9 protein-coding genes and 1 tRNA gene are annotated in these 20,484 nt (G+C 71.2%); 4 read left to right on the forward strand and 6 right to left on the reverse strand.

Annotated features, from left to right (window positions below; all coding sequences use genetic code 11):
* Positions 1–11 precede the first annotated feature (11 nt).
* From ACTU3I_RS12740 to ACTU3I_RS12750, 3 genes are all read right to left on the reverse strand, one after another.
* A complete protein-coding gene (locus ACTU3I_RS12740) occupies positions 12–1,187 on the reverse strand; it encodes an ABC transporter substrate-binding protein (RefSeq protein WP_442926067.1) in 1,176 nt (391 codons plus the stop codon).
* Between the two features lie 214 nt (positions 1,188–1,401).
* Entirely contained in the window at positions 1,402–2,883 is a 1,482-nt protein-coding gene (locus tag ACTU3I_RS12745; protein ID WP_442926068.1) for an aldehyde dehydrogenase family protein, read from the reverse strand.
* A gap of 78 nt (positions 2,884–2,961) precedes the next feature.
* A complete protein-coding gene (locus tag ACTU3I_RS12750; RefSeq protein ID WP_442926069.1) occupies positions 2,962–4,080 on the reverse strand; it encodes an iron-containing alcohol dehydrogenase in 1,119 nt (372 codons plus the stop codon).
* A 240-nt stretch (positions 4,081–4,320) separates the two neighbouring features.
* Between ACTU3I_RS12750 and ACTU3I_RS12755 the strand changes: the two genes are divergently transcribed.
* A complete protein-coding gene (locus tag ACTU3I_RS12755) occupies positions 4,321–5,982 on the forward strand; it encodes an FAD-dependent monooxygenase (RefSeq protein ID WP_442926070.1) in 1,662 nt (553 codons plus the stop codon).
* A 93-nt stretch (positions 5,983–6,075) separates the two neighbouring features.
* Here ACTU3I_RS12755 and ACTU3I_RS12760 read toward each other — a convergent pair whose 3' ends face one another.
* Positions 6,076–6,729 carry a DedA family protein gene (locus tag ACTU3I_RS12760; protein ID WP_442926071.1) on the reverse strand — a complete coding sequence of 218 codons (654 nt, stop codon included), beginning with the start codon at positions 6,727–6,729 and terminating at the stop codon, positions 6,076–6,078.
* A 162-nt stretch (positions 6,730–6,891) separates the two neighbouring features.
* Between ACTU3I_RS12760 and ACTU3I_RS12765 the strand changes: the two genes are divergently transcribed.
* The 3 genes from ACTU3I_RS12765 to ACTU3I_RS12775 all read left to right on the forward strand — a co-directional run bounded on the left by ACTU3I_RS12765 (position 6,892) and on the right by ACTU3I_RS12775 (position 10,315).
* Positions 6,892–7,377: a hypothetical protein gene (locus tag ACTU3I_RS12765; protein WP_442926072.1), complete on the forward strand. Its 486-nt coding sequence runs from the start codon at positions 6,892–6,894 to the stop codon at positions 7,375–7,377.
* Between the two features lie 97 nt (positions 7,378–7,474).
* Positions 7,475–7,550, forward strand: a tRNA-Met gene (locus ACTU3I_RS12770).
* Between the two features lie 182 nt (positions 7,551–7,732).
* Positions 7,733–10,315, forward strand: coding sequence for a LuxR C-terminal-related transcriptional regulator (locus tag ACTU3I_RS12775; RefSeq protein ID WP_442926073.1), 2,583 nt, complete (start codon positions 7,733–7,735; stop codon positions 10,313–10,315).
* Positions 10,316–10,334: 19 nt separating this feature from the next.
* On the opposite strand, the gene ACTU3I_RS12780 is transcribed toward ACTU3I_RS12775, so the two are convergent.
* Both ACTU3I_RS12780 and ACTU3I_RS12785 read right to left on the reverse strand, forming a co-directional pair.
* Entirely contained in the window at positions 10,335–11,624 is a 1,290-nt protein-coding gene (locus tag ACTU3I_RS12780) for an MFS transporter (RefSeq protein ID WP_442926074.1), read from the reverse strand.
* A gap of 114 nt (positions 11,625–11,738) precedes the next feature.
* Positions 11,739–20,474 (reverse strand): isopeptide-forming domain-containing fimbrial protein, encoded by an 8,736-nt coding sequence (locus ACTU3I_RS12785; RefSeq protein ID WP_442926075.1) that lies wholly within the window; start codon positions 20,472–20,474, stop codon positions 11,739–11,741.
* Between the last annotated feature and the right edge of the window lie 10 nt (positions 20,475–20,484).

Below are 20,484 nucleotides of genomic sequence, written 5' to 3' on the forward strand. Positions count from 1 at the left end.
CCGCCGCATGCTCACTCGGCGGGCTCGATGAGCTCCTCGGTGACGAAGTCGCCGTTGTCGACCTTGCGCAAGGCGATCAGGCGGCTGACGGAGTGGTCGGGGAGGAAGGTCACCTCTCCGCCCTGGAGAATGTCCTCGAAGGTGGCGCCGGCGATGAGCTCGTTGAGCACCTTGCCCGAGCGGGGATCCTTGCCCTCTTCGATCGCGCGCTCCACGAGCGACTTGTACAGGTACACCGCCTCGTACCCGGAGCCGGAGTCCCACGCGGGCGCCTGCTCGCTCACGGCCGCGAAGCCGTCGCGGAAGGCCACAGCCGCCTCGCTGTCGAGCTCCGGATCCAGCGCCATGCTGACGTCCTGGAAGCCGTCCGCGTCGGCGCCGGCCGCCGCGAGCAGGCCGCCGGTCGCGAGCGGACCGCCCATCGGGACGTCGATGCCGGCACTGCGGGTCTGCTTGACGATGTTGCCGAGCACTTCGCCGACTCCGACCGCGAAGACGAAGTCCGGATCGGCCGACTTGATCTGCAGCAGCTGCGAGCTGTAGTCACCCCCGGTGGCGGAGTCGTAGTACTGCTCGGAGACGATCGTGCCGCCCAGCTCCTCCCAGTACGGCTTCAGCACGCCGAAGGCGCCCTCGCCGAACGGGTCGGCACCGCCCATGAAGCCGATGTCGCGGAACCCCTGATCCCACATCTCGTCGGCCAGCGACGGCACGAGGCGGGTGAGGTTGACGGCGTTGAGGTACAGGTACGGCAGGTTCAACAGCGCCGGGCTCACCGAGCCGACGCAGAGGATGACGGTCTCGGCCTGCGCCGCGGCGGGCTGCGCAGCCAGGGCGGGACCCGACGCGCTCACGAGCGCGAAGTCGACGTCACCGAGGTTGATGAGCTTGTTCATCGCGGTGACGCCGCCGTCGGCGGTGCCGGCGGTGTCCTCGACGGCGAGCTCGAGCGGCACGCCGTCGATGCCGCCGGCGGCGTTGATCTCCTCGACGGCGAGCTCGGCCGCCTCGCGGTACACCACGACGTTCGATGCCGTCGGGCCGGTGAGGGCGAGGGCGACGCCGAGCGTGTACGGCTCGGTGCTGCCGTCGTCGGTCTCCGGTGCGGCACCACCGCCGCCGGCGCACCCCGTCAGGGCGAGCACCGTCAGGGCGACGACGCCGATCTTCCACGGGCTGTGTTTCATCTTGTCCTCCGCTTTGAGTCAAGGGTTCGGGGTCTTCGGGCCCTCGTCCGCCGCCGGTGCACGGGTGCGCATCGGGTGGCCGGTGACGAGGTGAGATTCACGGTATCCCGCGGAAATTCATGGGTCTATGACGAAGTTTCCAGCAGACAGTTATGCATTCGACTATCAAACGAAGACCGCCGTCACCGAAGTGACGGCGGTCTCGTTGGCGGGGTCAGCGAGCGGTGTGCTCCCCCAGCTGGTCCATCCCGACGACGGCGCCCTCGCGGACGATGAGCGCCTTCTTGCGCAGGAATCGGAGGATCGCCGCGGGTCCCATCCGCGACCCGCCCATACCCGAGCCGGCGAAGGCGACCTTCTCGACATCGCGCATGATCCCGATGGTGAGGGAGGTGTCCTGCAGGCTGATCGCACCGGCGTTCAGACGCTCGCCGATGCGCACCGCCTCGTCCTCGTCGCCGGCGATGACCGCACCGGAGAGCCCGAACTCGCTGTCGTTCGCGAGGGCGATCGCCTCCTCGATGTCGCGGAAGGGCATGACGGGGATGACGGGACCGAAGGTCTCCTCCGTCATGAGGCGCATCGAATGATCCACGCCGACGACCACGGTCGGTCTCATGTACACACCGCCGTCGTGTTCTTCACTCGGCCCTCCGGTGACGATGGTCGCGCCCCGCTCGACGGCATCTCGGAGATGGTCGTCGACGATCTGCGGCTGCTTCTCGAAGATGAACGGCCCGAGGTGGCCCCGTCGGGGGTCGGGCCACGACAGCTCGAGACGCTCGGCCTGCGACACGAGGGCGTCCACGAAGGGGGCGAACGCTCTCTCGTCGACGTAGACGCGTTCGGTGGAGAAGCACAGCTGCCCGGTGTTGTGGACGGCGCCCTTCAGCACGGCCGCCGCCGCCGCATCCAGGTCGGCGGACGCGGTGACGATCGCCGCGTCCTTGCCGCCCAGCTCGAGGAACACGGGGATGAACCGGCGCGCGCACGTCTCGGCGACGATGCGCCCCGTGCTGACGCTGCCCGTGAAGCACAGGATGTCGACGTTGTCGATGAGCGCGCGGCCGACATCGGCGGCCCCCGGGATGTAACGCCAGACCTCGGCGAGGGCGGGCACTCGCGCGACGGCCCGCATGAGCGGCTCGATGAACCGCGGCGTCACCTCGCTCGGCTTCACCACAACCGCGGAGCCGGCGATGAGCGCGGGGATCGCGTCGGTCGCCGACAGGAGGAACGGATGATTCCACGGGCTGATGATGCCCACGAGCGGATACGGCTCGAGCCTTGTGGTGTACTTCACGTCGCTGAAGACGCTCGAGCGGCCCTCGAGGATGGCGGACTCCACGATGGCGGGCGCCTTGGCGCACCAGTCGCGCACCGCGGCCGCGACCATGTGCGGCACCTCGTGCGCCACCCGGTAACGGCCGGTGTCGGCTGCCTCGGCGTCACCGATCTCGTCCGCCATCGACTCGACGACGTCGGCGAACTGCGCAAGCACCGCAAGCCGCGCCTCCAGCCCCTGGGCCTGCCATCCGCTCTGGGCTGCACGCAGTCCCGCCGCGAGGGCGGCGACCTCCGCGGGCGCCGGAGTGGGGACCTCATAGTCGATCTCGCCGCTGCGAGGGTTCCGGGCGCGGAGAGGTTCCCCACTGAACCCCGAGGTGGCCGTCTGGATCGTCGCCGTGTCGCTCATAGTCGTCACGATACGTCGGACTCGCCCCGTTGGGTCTGACGAAGTTCGGGTGCCAACGATAGCCAAAGGGCTATGCCCTCACGCGAAAGCGGCTCCCGCGAGGGCCCGATACTCGGCGGCGCTGAGCGGGCGCGGCACGGTCTGGTTGAAGGCGGTGCCCGCGGCGATCTCGGCGGCGCGATCGAGGAAATCCTCCGGAACCCCCATGGCCGCAAGGCCAGCGGGAAGCCGCAGCGAGCGCGTGAATCGGGCGAGGTCGTCGGCCAGGGAGTCGGGTGTCGACGACAGGGCTCGTGCGACCCGATCCAGGCGATCCGCGGGGGCTGCGTCGCGCAGGTAGTCGATCGTGTGCGGGAGCAGCACCCCCACGAGCGTGCCGTGATGCAGACCGAGATCGTCGAACGGCATCGACAGCGCGTGAGTGGCGCCGAGCCCCTTCCATGTCGTCATGGCCGCCTCCGTCGCCCCCATCATCACCTCGGTGCGCGCCTGGAGGTCGGTGCCGTCGGCGACGGCCCGCGGCAGCCAGCGGTGGAGCCGCTCGATGGCATCGAGCGCGATCGCGTCGGCCGGCGGGTTGTACGCGGAGGAGAGGAACGCCTCGAACGCATGCGTGAAGGCGTCGATGCCGGTCGCGGCGGTCAGCCCCGGAGGGAGACCGATGGTGAGCTCCGGATCGCAGACGGCCGCGGCGGGCACGAGATGAGGGCTCAGGAACACCGCCTTCTCGCCGTCGTCGAGAGTGATCGCGGCGCCGCGACCGATCTCGCTCCCGGTGCCGGCCGTGGTCGGCACTCCGACGACGGGGGCGATGCGCCGGATGCGGGAGCTTCCTCCCGTCCGCGCCATGTAGTCCTCGAGCCGGCCGCCCTGCTCCGCCAGCAGCGCGACCGCCTTGGCCGTGTCCAGCACCGATCCGCCACCGACGGCGACGATACCGTCGCATCCGCGATCGCGATAGACGCGCAGCGCCGCGTGGACCACGCGCTCCGGGGGGTTTCCCGGCACGTCGACGAATCGCGGCAGCGCCCGGCCGTCGAACGATGCCAGCGCAGTGTCGAGGAGGCCGCTCCCGGCGAGACCGGGATCGGAGATCACGAGCGGCCGCTGGATGCCCGCCTCCTCGGCCTCCGCAGCGAGGGTCGCGCGCGCACCGACGCCGAACTGGATGCGGGCGAGGTACTGGATCAGGCTCACGTTCTCGTCCTCTCGAGGCTCCGGGGCCGGTCGACGTTCGGCGGGGGCCCCTCCATATCCTGCGGGCCGGGAGCGCGGGCGTCCATGAGTTATGTCGGAACCTCTGATCGTGAAACGGCTATCTATCTCCGGCTGAATTTGTCATGGTGCTATCGCTTTTCCGTTCATACCGTGGGACGCACACCTCGGGACCCCAGAGCGCAGGATGCGCCGCCCCGCCACGGAATGGATTCATCGACGATGCCGTCACCTCGAGAAAAGCACCAAGTCGTCATCGCCGGTGCCGGCCCGGTCGGCATGTCCCTCGCCCTCGACCTCGGTCGGCGCGGCATCGACGTCCTGATCGTCGATCCCGCCGCGAGCACGACCGAGAACCCCCGGTGCAACACGACCAACGCGCGCTCGATGGAGTATTTCCGGCGGCTCGGTCTGGCCGACCGCATCCGTCGCGCGGGTCTGCCGCTGGATCACCCGACCGACGTCGTCTACAAGACGACGCTGGACGGATACGAGCTGACGCGCTTCCGCTTCTCCTCTGCCCAGGACATCCTCGACGGCACGGCTCCCGAGTTCGAGGAGTGGCCGACGCCCGAACCGCAGCACCGGATCTCTCAGATCTTCCTCGAGCCGATCCTCGAGGATCGGCTGCGGGAGCTTCCCACGGTGGAGCTGCGCCGGGGGTGGGCGGCGACGGGGGTGTCCCAGACCGGCGCGTCGGCGATCGTATCCCTTCGCAATGCCCAGACCGGCGAGCAGATCGCCGTCGAGGCCGACTATGTCGCCGGGTGCGACGGGGGGACGAGCGTCATCCGCAAGGCCATCGGCGCTCGCCTGCAAGGCGACGCGACGGCGGCCGAGGAACGCCTCTCGGTCTACTTCCGCTCCGACGAGATGCGCGAGATCCTCGGACCCGACGCGGGGTGGATGTACTGGTGGTACGGCCCGCTGCACCGCGGGTCGTTCCTCCAGCTCGACGGGAAGGACCTCTTCCTGCTGCACGGCCGCGTGCCGGTCGGCATGGCGCCGGAGGACCTCGACCCCGACGAGGTTCTGCGCGCGGCCATCGGCCGGGACATCGCGCACGAGAAGATCCAGGTCATCCGCTGGACCCCGCGCCGACTCGTGTCCGACCGATTCGTGGATGGCCGGGTGGCCCTCGCCGGAGACGCGGCTCACCTGTGGCTGCCGCTCGGCGGCTTCGGGATGAACACCGGCATCGCCGACGCGATGGGCCTGAGCTGGCGCCTCGCCGCGCTGCTGGATGGCAGCGGCGGCGCGCGCCTGCTGGAGGACTACGAGACCGAGCGGCAGTCGGTCGGTGAGGCGACCTCTCGCGCCGCGCTGCGGATCGACCGCGATATGGCGGCGATCGGGCGAGACCCGGTGCTGCACGAGCCGAGCGACGCCGGCACGCAGCTGCGCTCGGAGGCGGGAAGGCTCATCCAGCAGATCGACCGCAAGCAGTGGTGGAGCCAGGGTGTGCAGTTCGGCTCGCGCTACCCCGACTCCCCCGGCATCGTCCTCGACGACGAGCATCGGGCCGAGGCCATCGCCGCGATCGACCACTACGAGCCGTCGACTCTCGCAGGCGGACGCCTGCCGCACACCTGGCTGCCCGGTCACCGCTCGCTCTTCGACGAGCTCGGACCGGAGTGGACCCTACTGGAGGCGGGCACCGTGGATGGGGATGGCGTTTTCGCCCGCGCCGCCGCCGAGCTGGGGGTCGATCTCGTCACCCTCCGCCTCTCCGGTCCGGAAGACCCGGTGCTCACGGGGCACCTGGTGCTGGTGCGACCCGACATGTTCATCGCCTGGAGCGCCGACTCGGCACCGCCCGACGCGTCGCCGATCCTGGCGGCGGCGCTGGGGCGCGTCGCCGTCGTGTCGTCGGCCGAGGCCTGACCGTCCGGCGCGGGCCTCATTCGCGAGGGGTCGCGACACGCGGCACGCGCGCGCCGTCGCGCCGCCGCATGCGACCCCTCGCGGTGATCTACGTCAGCAGGACGCCGACTCGAGCACCGGCTCGGGATCGGGGATGTGCCGGCGGCGCCGGGAGAGGATCCGGTCCACGACCAGGCCGGCGGTGAGGGCGATCGAGACGGCGATCGCGGTGCCGAGGAGCGGCTGGCTGCGGACGAGACCGCCGATGAGCACGGCGAGGGCCGCCGAACTGATCGCCCAGGCCGAGGCGCTGATCGCACTCAAGGCCGCGAACCGGGGATACGGCATGCGCATCGCGCCGGCCGTGACGTTGACGAGCACGCGGGCCACGGGGATGAAGCGTCCGGTGAGGATGATGCTGGCGGGGCGGCGCTCGAACTCTCCTCGCACGCGCTCCAGCGCCGCCGCACGGCGGCCGCTCCGCGCCCACCGCGACGACGTGATCCCCAGTCGCCGCCCCAGGAGGTAGGCGATTCCGTCCCCCATCCAGGCGCCGAGGGCGGCGACGGCGATCACGGGGAGGACTGCGGCGGGGTTGATGCCCCACGTGACCGTCGCCGCGGTGAGCAGGACGATCTCGCTCGGCACGGGCGGGAAGAAGCCGTCGATGATGCACACGGCGAGGAGGACGAGCAGCATCCACGGCGAGGCGACGGCGTCGATGAGGAACGCGTCGACGGTCGCCACCAGGTCGAAGATCCATTGCATGTCGCCACCCTAGGAATCGGGCGGCCGATGCCGCGTCACCCTGCGGGTGTAGGAGACCCCCACCGGGGTATGCAGTTGTCGCGCCGATGTCACCCCCTAGTACGACCCGATCGGCCCTCCCGGAGGTTCCGGCCGACCGAGGCCGGCGCTTACCGTCGCGGTATGAACGAATCCACGTCCGGCTCGTGCCCCGACGTACCGCCCGAGAACTCGTGGCGGAGGGTCGACGCCCGCCGCACTCCCGTCGTCTCGCTGCTGCTGCCTGCCGGAGAGCACGACCGCGATCTCGGCGCCCGACTGTCCGCCGCGCTGGGTCAGACGATGCGCGCCCACGAGATCCTCGTTCTCGACACCTCGCCCGACGGCCGCCACTTCGCGACCTTCTCCGCCTGGGCCGACCGGCCCGGTGGGCCGCTGCTGCGATACCTGCGCCTCCCCGGTGCGGACGCGCGCCAGGCGCGAGCGGCGGGCGGGCGTGTGGCGGCCGGCAACATCCGCCTCGTCGTCGCGCCGGGCCTCGAGCCCGCGACGTCGTGGCTCGAGCAGCTGGTCACGCGCGTGCGGCGCTGGCTGGCGGCATCCGGCGCCGCGGCGGTGCACTCTCTCGGGCGCACCCGCGGAGCCGGCGCGTCACTCGCGGCGGGGTGAACGGGTGAACGGATGCTGGCCGTCCGACGTCATTCCGCGAAACCAGCCGTCACACGCTCGCTCCGCCGATCACGCAACGATAGCGTGAGGGCGTCATCGCGGCGGTCCGGGCGGTCCCGGGCATCGGCTCATACCCGATCGCGTTGCGGGTTCGACTCCCGCCGCCGCGTCCACTCGCCGCATCGCCCGCCCGCCGAGCGCGAAGGGTCAGTCGATGCCGTCCGGGACCGGCTTCACGCGGCATGATGTGACCCCTCGCGGCCACGGAAGCGGCGCGGGCCGCGCCGTGGCGCGGCGCACATCGATAGGCTGAAACGGCGACCGGGCTTCCTGTCGCGATCGACCCCTCGCCGCTATGACGATCCTCGCCGTTCCGAGACTGCCGCCTCGCCTCGCCGCGCGCTCACGCCTCACCGAGCGCCTCGACGCGGCGGCGGCCGTCGTCGTGCTGCATGCGCCATCCGGGTTCGGAAAGACCGCGGCCCTCACGCAGTGGGCCACCGCGACCGACCGCCACGGCTTGTGGTTCCGCGTGCGCGAGGGGCTCGCCGAGCCCGCCGCATTCGTCCGCGACCTCTCCGCCGAGCTCGACGCGGTCGGGTTGCTCGAGGCCGACAATCCGCTGCGCACGGCGAGCGAGACCCTGAGCCTCGGAGAGGATCCCTGGCGCATGGTCGGCCGCGGGCTCCGGCGCATCCCCGGCACCTTCACGCTGGTGCTCGACGAGGCGGAGCACCTCGATGACGACACGGCCGCGGGCATCCTGCGCACGGTCGCCGAGAACCCCGACCTGTCGCTGCGCGTGGCCACCCGTCGGGCCGACCGCTTCACCGAGCCGGGCTTGGATGTCGCGCTCGAGGTCGAGCGCCTGGGGCCTGCCGACCTCGCCCTCACCGAGGCCGAGGTCGTGGAGATCCTCGGACCGGCCGCGTCCGCGCAGACTGTCGCGCACGTGCTGGAGCACGGCGCCAGCGCGGCGCTCGCGCGCGTCGTGGGCCTCTCCGGCCGCACCGACGCGACCGGCGCCGCCGACCCGGTGGCATCCCTCCTGCGCATGCGTGCGCCAGCGTGGGACGCGGCGTTCCGCACCTTCCTCGAGCGGATCTCCCTGTCCGAGGCCGTCGACGCCGACCTCGCCCGACAGCTCACGAACGATCCGGATGCGGTGGCGCTGCTCGATCGCGCGGAATCCGAGGGTCTCGGCTACTGGAGCTCCCCGCCGGCGCCCGACCGCGAGGGGACGCTGTTCATCCCCTCCCCGGTGTTCCGCCGCATCCTCGACGCCACCAGCCGGCGGCGGCTCCCGGCACGGCTCGTGCGCAGCCTCGACGCGCGGATCGCTCGGTGGAACCTCGATCACGGCCGCCCCTATCCCGCCCTCCAGGCCGCGGTGCACGCGCGGGACTGGGCGCTCGTCACCGACGTGGTGCGGCAGCACTGGTCCGACCTCTTCGCCGACGCGTCGGAGGTGCGCGAGCTCTTCCGCCGCGTGCCGCCGCTGACGCTGCGTGCGCAGCCGCTCGTGAGCATGCTGCTCGCCCTCCTCTACAACGCCCGCGCCGGCCATCGTCTGCGCGCCCTGGAGTTCTTCACCCTCGCCGCCTACGGCGCCCGCACGCAGCGCGCGACGGCGGCCCCGGCCGATCGGGCGCTGCTGGCGGCGGTCGAGTCGGCGGCCCACCGCGTCTCGGGGCGCGAAGCCCAGGCTCTGCGGGCCGCTGAGGCGGGGTTCGAGACGATGTCGGGGATGACGCCCGAAGAGCGCGACCGGCTCGGGCGGAACGCCCCCACGGTCGACAACCAGATCGGGCTGTCGCTGTACTACGGCGGGCGCACGGACGAGGCGCTCGCCGCCTTCCGGCGCTCCGAGGCGACCGCGGCGGAGCGGGGGCTGCACGGCGGCATCCAGGCTCTCGCCCACACCGCGGGCATCCTCGCGGCCTCCGGGGAGATCCGCGAGGCGACAGCGGTCGCCGACGCGGCGTTGTCCCGTCACTGGCCCGAAGGCTGGCTCACCGGCTATCCGGGATCGCTCCTGCGGGCGGCGCTGGCGTGGATCGCCCTGGAGAACGACGACCCGGATGCCGCGGAGGCCGAGATGGCGGTGCTCGCCCCCCACCGGCAGACCATCGAGCATTGGGCACTCTTGGAGGAGATCGATGTGCTCATCCGGATCCTGCGCGGCGACGTCGAGGACGCCGCGGCCCAGGCCGACCGGTCGGAGCAACGGCAGCAGGAACGCAAGGCCGTGGGCCCCAGCAGTCGGCGCCGGATGCAGCGGACGCGCGTACTGATCGAGGTCGCGCGCGGCGACCTTCCCGCGGCCGATCGGGCGGCGTCCGCGCTCCCTGCCGGTGCCGAGCGCGACATCGCCCGGGCCCGCATCCGCCTGGCCGCCGGCGACTCCGACGCCGCTCTGCAGATCCTGGCGACCGTTCCCGTCGGCGGGCCCGATGCGCGGCTCCGGGCCGAGCACCTGTCCCTCACCGCCGGGGCACTGGCCCTCCGAGCCGACGCGGACGAGACGTTGCGGGCGCTGCGGGCGCTCGCGGTGCATCTCGACCGGTGCGGCCTGACGCTTCCCCTGTCGCTCGTTCCCGTCGACGCGCTCGAGGCCGCGCGGGACGTGGTCGCGGGCACGGATCTCGACGATGTCCTCGGTCCGGCCCTGGAGCGCAGCATCGCGCGCCGGGCGATCGGGTCGCGCGCGCGAGGCCCCGAGTTCACCCCGCGTGAGCAGGTGGTCGCGCGCTCGCTCGCCAGCGGCGCCACGATCGCGCAGATCGCCGCCGACCTGTCGGTCTCGCCCAACACCGTGAAGTCGCAGGTCAAGTCGGTGTACCGCAAGCTCGGCGTCGCCTCCCGCGAAGAGGCCGTGCGGGCGCTCGCCCTGCACGCGGCCGACGGCGCACTGGGTGCGGAGCAGACCGCCGGATGACATCCGAGCCGCGGCCGGGTCAGTCCCGCACGCGCTCCCGGTCGTCGTCGCGCTCGGTCGGCTGGGTCTCCCGGGTCCCAGACAGGGCGCGGCCAAGGGCGGGGAGGGTTGCGAGACTGAGAAGGGCGAGGGCGGCCGCGGTGAGATACAGCGCGACGTAGTCGTCGCCCGGCCCGGCGATCGGGTCGGCTCCCCCGATGCGCAGCAGCAGAGCGGCCACGCCCGGTGCGATCACGCCGGGGACCGTCTCGGCGACATTGAGCATCCCGAGATACGAGCCGCCCCGCCCGGGCGGGAGCGTCCGCAGCGCCAGCGCGAGGTTCGCCGACAGATAGACGCCCATGGCCAGCCCTCCGACTCCGGCCGCCACCCATAAGAGGACGGGCGTGGCGGCGCCCGCACGGATGAGCGCCGCGACGGCGAGGCCCCCGGCTCCGAACACGAGGAACGGGAGGGAGCGGCCTCGCCGGGATGCCCACGCGCCGCCGACGAGCGCCCCGACGACGATCGCCCCGCCGCCGACGAGGGTCGCGAGCGTCGCGACGGGGGTCGCGGCCACCGCGTCGCCGGTCATGCGGTCGACGATGAGGTACAGCGTGAACGCGGTCGCCAGGGCGAAGGCCGACTGCATCGCGAGCCGCTGCACCCACACCGCCACGAAGGCGCGGGGAACGCGCACGCGAGCGGGACGCTCCCCGTGCCGCGGCGGACGCGCACCGCGATCGGGGAGGGCGAAGGAGGCCGCGGCGGCCACGAGGGCGAGTCCCGGCATCACGAACGACACCGCGGTCAGCTGCGAGGGGACCAGGGTCGCCAGCAGCAGCGGCGGGAGCGCCCCGACGAAGGCGCCGGCGGTGAACAGGCCCGAAGCCGACGCACGCTGCTCCTCAGGCACGAGGTCGGCGAGAAGGGCGGCGGATGCGGCCAGCACGGCGTTGTACGCCGCCTGGGCGAGCACCCACCAGGTCGTGAGCGCCGCGATCGAGTCCGCCGTTGCGAGACCTCCGATCGCGACCGCGCCGACGACGGCGCCGGCGATCAGCCACGGTCGTCGCCGCCCGAGCCGCCCGGGCGTGCGGTCGGAGAGCCAGCCGAAGACCGGGTTGGTGACGAGGGCGGTGAGCGACCCGAGGGCGAGGGCCGTCGCCAGCACCGTCGCGCGTTCACCGGCCGGCACGAGGGCGGCGAAGGCGACCGGCAGCCCCGCGACCGCCGGCGCCGTGAGAGAGCCGAGCGCAACCAGGTTGAGCGCCGCCAGCAGGAGGACCCGCCCAGGCGACAGCCGCGCCACCGGTTCAGCGTTCGTCATCAGCGATGCCCCTCCCGCCCACGAGCGTGCGGCTCCCCTCCGCACCGTCGACGAGGCTATCGGACGACGGCCGCGCTTCGGAGGCCGGGGGTCTCCTCCCCGGCCTCCGAAGCCTCACGTCGTGCGGCGCCGTCGGGCGACGAGAAGGAGCACGCCACCGAGGGCGAGCATCGTCCCCAGCGCGATCCACATCGCCGGCACGTCACCTCCTGTCGGCGGCAGCGGCTTCGCTGTCACGGCCGAGGTGGCCGTCGCCGACAACTGCGCGCCCGCGGTCTGCTCGGTCGGTGTGCGCACCGAGGCGGTGTTGCTCACCTCGGGGAACGCCGCGATCCCTACCGCCACGTCCAGCGTCACCGATACGGATGCTCCGACGGCGAGAGCATCGTCGAGCTCGCACGAGACGGTCCCCGCCGCGTCGGCGCAGGTGACGCCCGCACCGCCCGCGCCCTGCCAGATGAGCCCGGCGGGAAGCACGTCCTCGATCACGATGGGCCCCGGGTCTTCCGTGAGCCCGGTGTTCGTCAACGTGAGCGTGTACGAGCCGTTCTCGCCGACCTGGAGCGGGCCGTCGGCGACCTTCGTCAACACGAGTGCGGCCAGCGGCGGCACGACGACCTCGTCCTCATCGGTGTTGCCCGACGGGTCGGGGTCGGGCTGGGCCGCGGCGACCGCGGCGACGTTGGTGACCTCCGGATACGCGCCCACCAGCACGCGGGCGACGATCTCGAGGGGCGGCGCGACTGTCGCCGGTGCCAGGGCTCCATCGAGCGTCGCGGTGACCGTCGTGGTGCCGTCGGCCCCTGGGGGCGCCGCGACCACGCTCCACGCCGCATCCGAGCCGCCCTCGTCGACGTACGCGAGGCCGGCAGGGAGCGTGTCGGTCACCGTGACAGCGGACGCGGTCGAGGAACCGTCGCTCGTCACCTCGAGCTCGAACGTGACCTCGTCGTCGATGTGCACCTCGGCGGCGTCGTGCGACTTGACGATCGACAGATCCGCGGACTGCGCAATGGCCAGCGCCGCGTCGTCGGTGTTGTTCCCCGGCGTGGGATCGGTCGTGGCAGAAGTCACCGCCGCGACGTTGACCGACGTGCCGACCGGCTGCGCCGGGTCGATCGCGACGGTGATCACGAGGTCGGTGGCGGCAGCTCCCGCCGCCAAGCCCGACGGGTTCTCACACGCCAGCGCCGAGGCATCGGCCGGGTCGAGGGCGCAGGTCCACGCACTCGCCCCTTCCGCGACGGAGACGTACGAGAACCCGGCGGGCAGCGCGTCGGCGATCTGCAGCGGTCCCACCGCATCCGAGGGACCCACGTTGGTCACCTCGAGCAGGTAACGCACGTCCGTTCCCGCGACGGCAGTGGTGATCTCCACTCCCGCCGTGTCGACGGCGGTCTTGACGATCGCGAGGTCGGCGAGCGTCGTGACGGTCACCGTCTCGTCGTCGGTGACGGGCCCCGTCGGGTCGGGGGTCGACGAGGTGACTGTCGCGATGTTCGTCAGCGACGTGCCCTCGGCAACGGATGCGGCGATGGCGGCGGTGACCGTGACAGTCGACGTGCCGACCGGCAACTCCGGCAGCGTGCAGGTGGCGGTGGCCACGACGCACGTCCAGCCCGTGCCCGACATCGCGGTCACGGTCATGCCCGCGGGCACGGTGTCGACGAGCGACACATTGCGCGCCATCGACGGACCCGAGTTCGTGACGTCGACCGAGTACTGCGCTTCCTCGCCGGCGATGTACGATGCCGCGGACGCGGTCTTCGTCACCGACAGGTCGGCCGAGGCCGCCACGTCTGTCGGGTCGGTGTCGCTGTTATCCGAGGGGTCGGTGTCGTCCGGACCGTCGACCGAGCCGACGTTGTCGTACGTCCCCGCGGCCACGGCCTGGTCGATCGCGGCGGTGAAGTCGATCACGATCCCCGCGCTGTTCGCGAGTTCGAAATCGCCGTCGCCGATGGTCCACGTGAGGGTTTGACCCGACACGACCGGCGCCGTGGCGACTCCTGGACCGCCGGCGATGGAGACCGCCGCAGAACCCGCCAGCAGGGAGAAACCGGCGGGCAGCGTGTCGGTGATGACGATCGGTCCGGACGAGTACGACGGCCCTGCGTTGGTCACCGCGAGGCGGTATTCCAGCGTGCTTCCGGCGACGGCCGTGTCGGTGTGCGACTTCACGATGGTGAGATTCGCCGATCGCGTCGAGCCGGAGTCGGAGTCGGCACGCGGCGAGTTGGTCGAGTTCGCCGCGTCCGCCTCGACCCAGTTGACCACGTCCTCGTCGTACGAGGACGGGATGCTGAGCGTGATCCGCAACGACGCCGAAGCGGCGGGCGCGAGGTCGGCACCGAGGGTGAAGACCTGGTCGTCGCCCGCGGCAGTGCCGCCCACGCGGGTCCACGTCCCCGCCACGTCCTCGAACGAGGTGTACGTGAGGTAGTCGGGCACCTCGTCGGTGAGCGTCACGCCGCGCGCATCTGCCGTGCCCACGTTCGCGACAGTGAGCAGGTATGTCACGGGCGTGCCCGGCACCGTCTCATCCGTCGCCGTCGCGTCGCGCCACGCGCCGTTGTCGAACACCTGCCGCACCTTGGTCACCGACAGCGACGTATCCGCGGTCGGGGTGGTCGACGTCTCCGAGGAGTTGTTGGGCGTGACGGGGTCGGGGGTCGCGCCGGCGTCGACGACCGCGGTGTTCGCGATCGGGGTGCCCGGGACCAGCGACGGCGAGACCGTCCCGGTGAGGACGAACGCTGCCGACTGCGTCGGAGTCATCCGCTCGCCGGCCGCAAGAGTGAGCGTCACGGTGTCACCCGCGTTCCACGGGCCACTACCCGTCGCGCTCCACCCCGCCGGGAGGGTCCCGAGCGTCACGCCGTTCACCCCGGCCGGGATGGTGTCGGTGATGGTGATGGTGTTGCCGTCCCCGGTCGTACTGAGCGAGTCGGACGGGCCGTTGTTGGTCAGCGTCACCGTCCAGGCGATCGGTCCGCCGGCGTTCGGCGCGGTCGCCGGTCCGGTCTTCGTGATCGCCAGGTCGGCGTTCGCCGTGACGGGGACCTCGTCCTCATCCGAGTTGTTGTTCTCATCGGGGTCGAACGTCGTCGCCGTGACGGATGCCTCGTTGCCGACGGGCGAGTTCGCGAGATCGAAGCTCGCCGCGGCCTGCGCGGTGACGGTGATCGCCGGGAAGGATGCGTCGGCGGCGAGCGTGTCGGCGGCGTTGGTCCGCTCACACGTGAAGCCGCTCGCGCCTGGGGCGCCACACGTCCATCCGGTGCCCGCGACGCCGGTGACCGTGAAGCCGGCCGGGAGCGTGCCCCAGTCGTCGGTCACCTCGAAGGGACCCACCGCGGTGTCGGGACCGTCGTTGCGCACCTCGATCGTCCACGCCGGGGCGGCAGGACCACCAGCGACAAGGCCGGAGCCCGCCGTCTTGATGAGCTCGACATCGGCGGAGTGGATGAACGCGTCGGCGGTGTCCTCCGGACCGGTGTAGTCGCCGTCGGCGTTTCCGGTCGCATCCGACGTGTCGGTCGTGACCGCGTCGAGGGTGTTCACGTGCGGCACCCTCACGCCCTGGTCCGTCGTGACGCCCGCGTCGACCAGCGCTTCCTCGGTCGGCGTCGCCGTGAAGGTGATCACGATCGTCCGCTGCGCGGCGGTCGCTCCGCTCGCGGTGCCCGGAAGCGCCGGCGTCGTCGCCGAGACGGCATCGGCATCCCACGTGAGCGTCTGGACATCGTCCGGCTGGTCGATGTCGGGGTTCGCGAGCGCCACGGCGGCACCCGTTCCCACGCGGATCTGCGCAGAGCCGGCGTCGTACTCCCAGTTGTCCGGCAGCACGTCGGTGACCTCGATGGTCTCGGCCGGCCCGTCGCCGGTGTTCACCAGCGTGAGCGTCCATCCGAACGGCTGACCGGCGTAGGCGGTGTCACCTGCGGTCGGCGTCTTGGTCAGCGCCACGTTCGGGAACGCGGGATCGACGACCGCGGTGTCGCTGACGTTCGGCGTGTACACACGCCCGCCCTCGTCGAACGACTCCATGCGCGTCACGGTCGCAGTGTTGGTGAAGCTCTGCGCGTCACCGATGGTCGCGGAGGGCGCTAGCTCGGCCGAGTACGTCAGCACGATCGACCGCGGGTCTTCGGCGGACGACTGCGGATGCAGCGGGCCCGGCAGATCCGTGGCGTCCCATGTGATCGTGCCGCCGGTGCCGGCGAGCGCGCCGGAGCTCGGGAGCCCGCCGCGAGTGATGGATCCCTCTTGGATCACGATGCCCGCTGGAACCGTGTCGACGACCTCGAGGTTGTGCGCCGGGGTGTTACCGGTGTTGGTCACCGTCACCGTGTAGTCGAACTCCTCCCCCGGGTCGGGGGCGGCGTCGGACACGACCTTGTCGATGGCCGCGACCGGGTTCAGCACGGTCACGGTGGCGCTGTCGTCGATCGACGAGCGGGTGCCCCCGGCCGATCCGGCCCACGAGAACGCGGCGGTGTTGGGCACCGACGCCCCCGAGATGGCGTTCGTCAGGTCGACCCGGTACGTGAGGGTCAGCGTGCGCGGGGTGGTCGACGACGTGATGGGCTCGTCGTAGCTCCACGTCCAGGTGTTCGACGCGGCGTCGTGGGTCCGCGTCCAGGTGCCGTCGATGTCGGGGTCCGACGACACCGGCTCGACACCGGTGCTCTCGACGAGCACCGCGCCGGGGAGCAGGTCATCGACGATGCGCACGTCGTAGTAGTTGATGTTGGGGAGCAGCGTCGCCTCGACCTCGTACTCCATCGTCTCGCCGATGGGAGCCGACGCGGTGGGCGCGAAGTCGGCCGCACTGCTCGCGACGTGCACGCCCTTCTCGAGCTCCGCGGTGACGGCCTCGACGGTGGCGTCGTCGCTGTCCGTGCGCTCACCGCGACGGTCTTCGACATCGCCGCCGAGCGACAGAGGAAGCGTGTATCCCACGATCTCCGCCGTGTTGGTGTACGCGGTGCCCGCCCCCGTGTCGGGGCTGATGGTCGCGGTGTAGGTGAGGGTCGCCGACGCGGGGATCTCGGCGATGTTCCACACGATGTCGCCGCCGAGGCCGTCCTCGACCCCGGGTTCCACCGACGCCGGTGCGACGTTGAACGACGCAGGATCCACCTCGAGGCCCACGGGAACGGTATCGGTCACGAGGTTGTCGTAGCTCTTCACGCGACCCGGGTTCGACACCGTCAGCGTGTATTCGACGGGGGTACCGATCGCGATCTCTTCGGTCGGCGTCGCCGTCTTCACGATCTGCGGGTTCGGCTCGCGGTAGACGACCGTCGCCGTGGCGTTGCGGTCCCATGTCTCGCTGGTGAATTGCGCCTGGTTGGTCAGCGTGGTGTTGTTGCCGCCGGCGTCGCCGACGTAGCCGATGAGCGTGACGGTGAAGACCTGGTCGACGTTCGAGGAGTTCTGATAGGTCGTCGGGAAGGTCAGCACGCCGCGGGCGGTGCCGCTACCCGGTGCCACCTGGAAGGTGAAGTCGGATGCGACGGCGCCGGTGAGTGCCGAGGCGGTCCACGACCCGTCGGTTGCGGCGAAGGCGACATTGCCCGGCGTCAGCGTGCCGCGGTCGCGCAGCACGGCGTCTTCGACGGACGTGTGGGCGGGGATCGTCACGGAGTAGTCGTACGTGACGAGCTCGCCCTGCACGATCTGACCCTGGTCGTTGAAGGACGGGTCGAGGTTGTTGGTCGCCGGGCTCACCTCGGACGAGACGATGGCCTTGGTGACGGGCGCCTCGGGCGTGTAGACGTTCGAGTCGTCTCGCATCCCCGTGCCCGGGACGGTCTCGGCGCCGCCCGGCGGGGCCGCGTCGAGCGAATCGGTCGGATAGACGGTCGTCGCACCGCCGGCGTTCGAGGGCAGGTCGAACCGGGTGATCGACGCGGTGTTCTCGAAGGTGACGTTGACGAGCGCATCGTCCGGGATCGTCACGTCGTAGTCGAGTGTCAGCTCCTGCGCCGCGTCCAGGCTTAGTCCGGTCCACACGATCACCGAACGACCGGCGTAGGCGCTGGGCAGTTCGCCGGCGGGGTAGCCGCCGTCGCTCGGGTCCAGCGCCGTACCGCCGGCGGAGACAGCGGTGACGTCGTCCGCTGTGACCCCCTCGGGAAGCGCGTCCCATACGACGAGGTCCTCGACGGCGCTGGTCCCGCCCGTGAGGTCGACGCGGTAGGTAACCACGTCTCCCTGCACGACGGAGATCCCGTCGCGGTTGGATTCGAACACCGTACCGTCCGTATTCGCCTGCGAGCGCGCCGGGAGGCCGGCGTTGCCGTCGACGTCGCGCACGCCCTTGAGCAGCGTCGGGCCCTGGCCCGTCAGGATGGCCGAAGCGTCCCGATCGAAGAACACGTCGCCTTCGACGTCCTCCTGCTGGTACTTCATGAGGTTCTGCGGCTTGTCCAGCTCGGCCTCGTTGTTCGGCGTCCACGAAGTGACCCGGCCGAGGACGTGCAGGATCAGGCGGGCGCCCTGCGGGACGAACCGGTCGCCGTCGGCCCCGGGAGTGCCGACCTCCCAGTCGATGCGCTGACCGTCGACGTTCGCCGGGGCCACCGTCAGGCCGGGGGTCGTGCCGCCGGCGATGGTGGAGTCGAGGTAGCTCACGCCGGTCGGGAGGAAGTCGGTGACGAGCGGGTTTCTCACGTCGATCTGGGGCGCGTAGTTGACCACCAGCTCGTAGCACACGACGTCGCCGGGGACGAAGGGCTCGTCGGCCAGCGGGTCGATGTGGTCGGGCTGCCAGGCCGTGTCCCCCGTCGGGACGGCGCACGACGACGCCGCCGTCGGTGCGGCGGGGTCGGTTTCGATGACCGCTCCTCGAGAGAGGACGCGTTTGGCGATGGTGGAGAACTGCGAGACGATCTCCGCCGAGGAGTCGTCCCACACGTCGTCTTCCCCGAAGGCCGGGACGCCATCGCCGTTGTTCACGCCATCGAGTGCAGCGATGGAGGTGGTCCACCCCTCGACGTCGACCTCGTTGATCAGGGAGTCGCCGGAGCTGGTGTTCCCGACGTACTGCTCGTCGTCGGTATAGGAAGGCCGCATGAACGCGGTGTAGAAGATGTCGAGCGTCCCGTTCGCCGCGATCGCGTCCGGATCGGGGATGAAGGACACCGTGAACTGGCCTGTCTCCGCGTCATAGTCGATCGCACTGACCTCGGCATTGGTGAGCACGGCGCCCGCGCCTGGCCAGGGGTCGACGCAGTCCGCTGGCCACGTGCCGCTGACGGTGCCGCCGTGTGCGGGAAGCGCGGGGCAGAGGCCGTTCGGCAGAACGTCGGTCACGACCATACGGTCGGCACTCGTGTACTCGCTCGCATCCAATTCGAGACGGAAGGTGGCAAGCCCACCCGTGACGAAGTCGTTGTCATCGTCGCCCGCGCCGGTCGACACCGACTTCAGGATGCGCAGGTCCATGGCCTGGATCCGCTCGGTGTCGGTGTCGGAGGCCGGCACCGGGCTGGAGACGGGCGCGACCCCCGTGTAGGTCCCGCTGACCGTGGCGGAGTTGGTGTACTCGATGCCGTCGTTGAAGCCGGCCGCGAGTCCCTGGCGGGTGGACGCGCCGCTGTTGTTGTTGAGGTTCGAGCCCTGCTCACCGCTGACCGCCGAGGGCGTGCCGGCCCCATCGTCGCTGACGAACTCCATGGTGTTCTCGAAGAGCGGCACAGCGGCGAGGTAGGAGATCGTCGTCACACCGGGCGTGCCGGCGGTCCCGGGAAAGGTCTGTGCGGTGGCGCCTGCCAGCGGCGGAAGTTCCCACGTCACGCGCGTGTAGACGCCCGCGGGCAGGTCCGCGGGTAGCCCGCTGTCGACGGTCTCCACACTCACCGGCTCGAGACAGTCGTCCGGTGTCGCCCCCTCGAGGGTGTCTGCCCCCGGGTACTCTCGGTCGCTACCTGCGCCGTAGAGCAGCGAGGATGGCCGGGTATTGTCGGTCGTCCCGCATCCGAGGAACTCCAGGCCGGCGGGGAGGTGGTCCACGACGGTGACGCCATCCGTCACGCCCTGCGGGGTGTTCTCGATCGTGAGCGTGTACGTCGTCTGATGGTCGTGCACGCCGCGGAGCAGTTCGATCTCGGGACTCGGCTCGTCCTTGGTAAGGCGGAGCGCACGCACCGGCGCAGTGGTCGAGTCGTCACCCGACGAGGTCTCCAGCAGCGCTGCGGACCCGCCGACACCGGTGGAGCCGTCGAAGATCGGCTTGAGCGCGGGCTGGGAAGAGACGTACCCGGTGAGCGAGAACTGCGGCGCTGCGCCGACCGGGAAGACAGCGGCATTGGGGCGGACGGTGATGGTCGAGGCGTAGTCGGCCCTCGCGGGAAGGTCCGCGATGTCCTCGAAGACCCACAACTGCATTCCGGCCGGAACGGTGGGAAGGGGCGGCGTCTTGCTGCTGTTCGGCAGTTCGTCGCCGGGGCCATAGACGGTCGGCAAAGGCAGGCCGCCGCCGGTTGGTACGAAGTCGATCCCGACCGGGAGGGCGAGCGAGAACGCGATGTTGTATCCGTCAGCCGTCTCGGAGTTGTTGCTGAGGGAGACGTCGAAGGTCGCATCCTCTCCCGCGAGGATGAACGGCTTCGGGTCGGCGTCGCCGTAGGCGTCCCCGGTCTCCTGCAGGCCGATGGTCGCCGTGGGCGCCGGCAGCGGCGCGGCCGCCGCGGTCGTGGCGGTCCAGACCCCTGCGCCTATCACTCCGAGGACGAGTGCCGGGGTGAGGAGGAAGGAGAGGAGGCGCGTCCGGCGGATGCGGCGCTGCAGAGCGCGACGACGGGAGGCGCGGCCGTCGGAGACGGTGCGGGAGGCGTGCATTCAGACCCCT

The sequence above is a fragment of the Microbacterium sp. RD1 genome (assembly GCF_052220165.1).
In the GTDB taxonomy this organism is placed as follows: Bacteria; Actinomycetota; Actinomycetes; order Actinomycetales; family Microbacteriaceae; genus Microbacterium.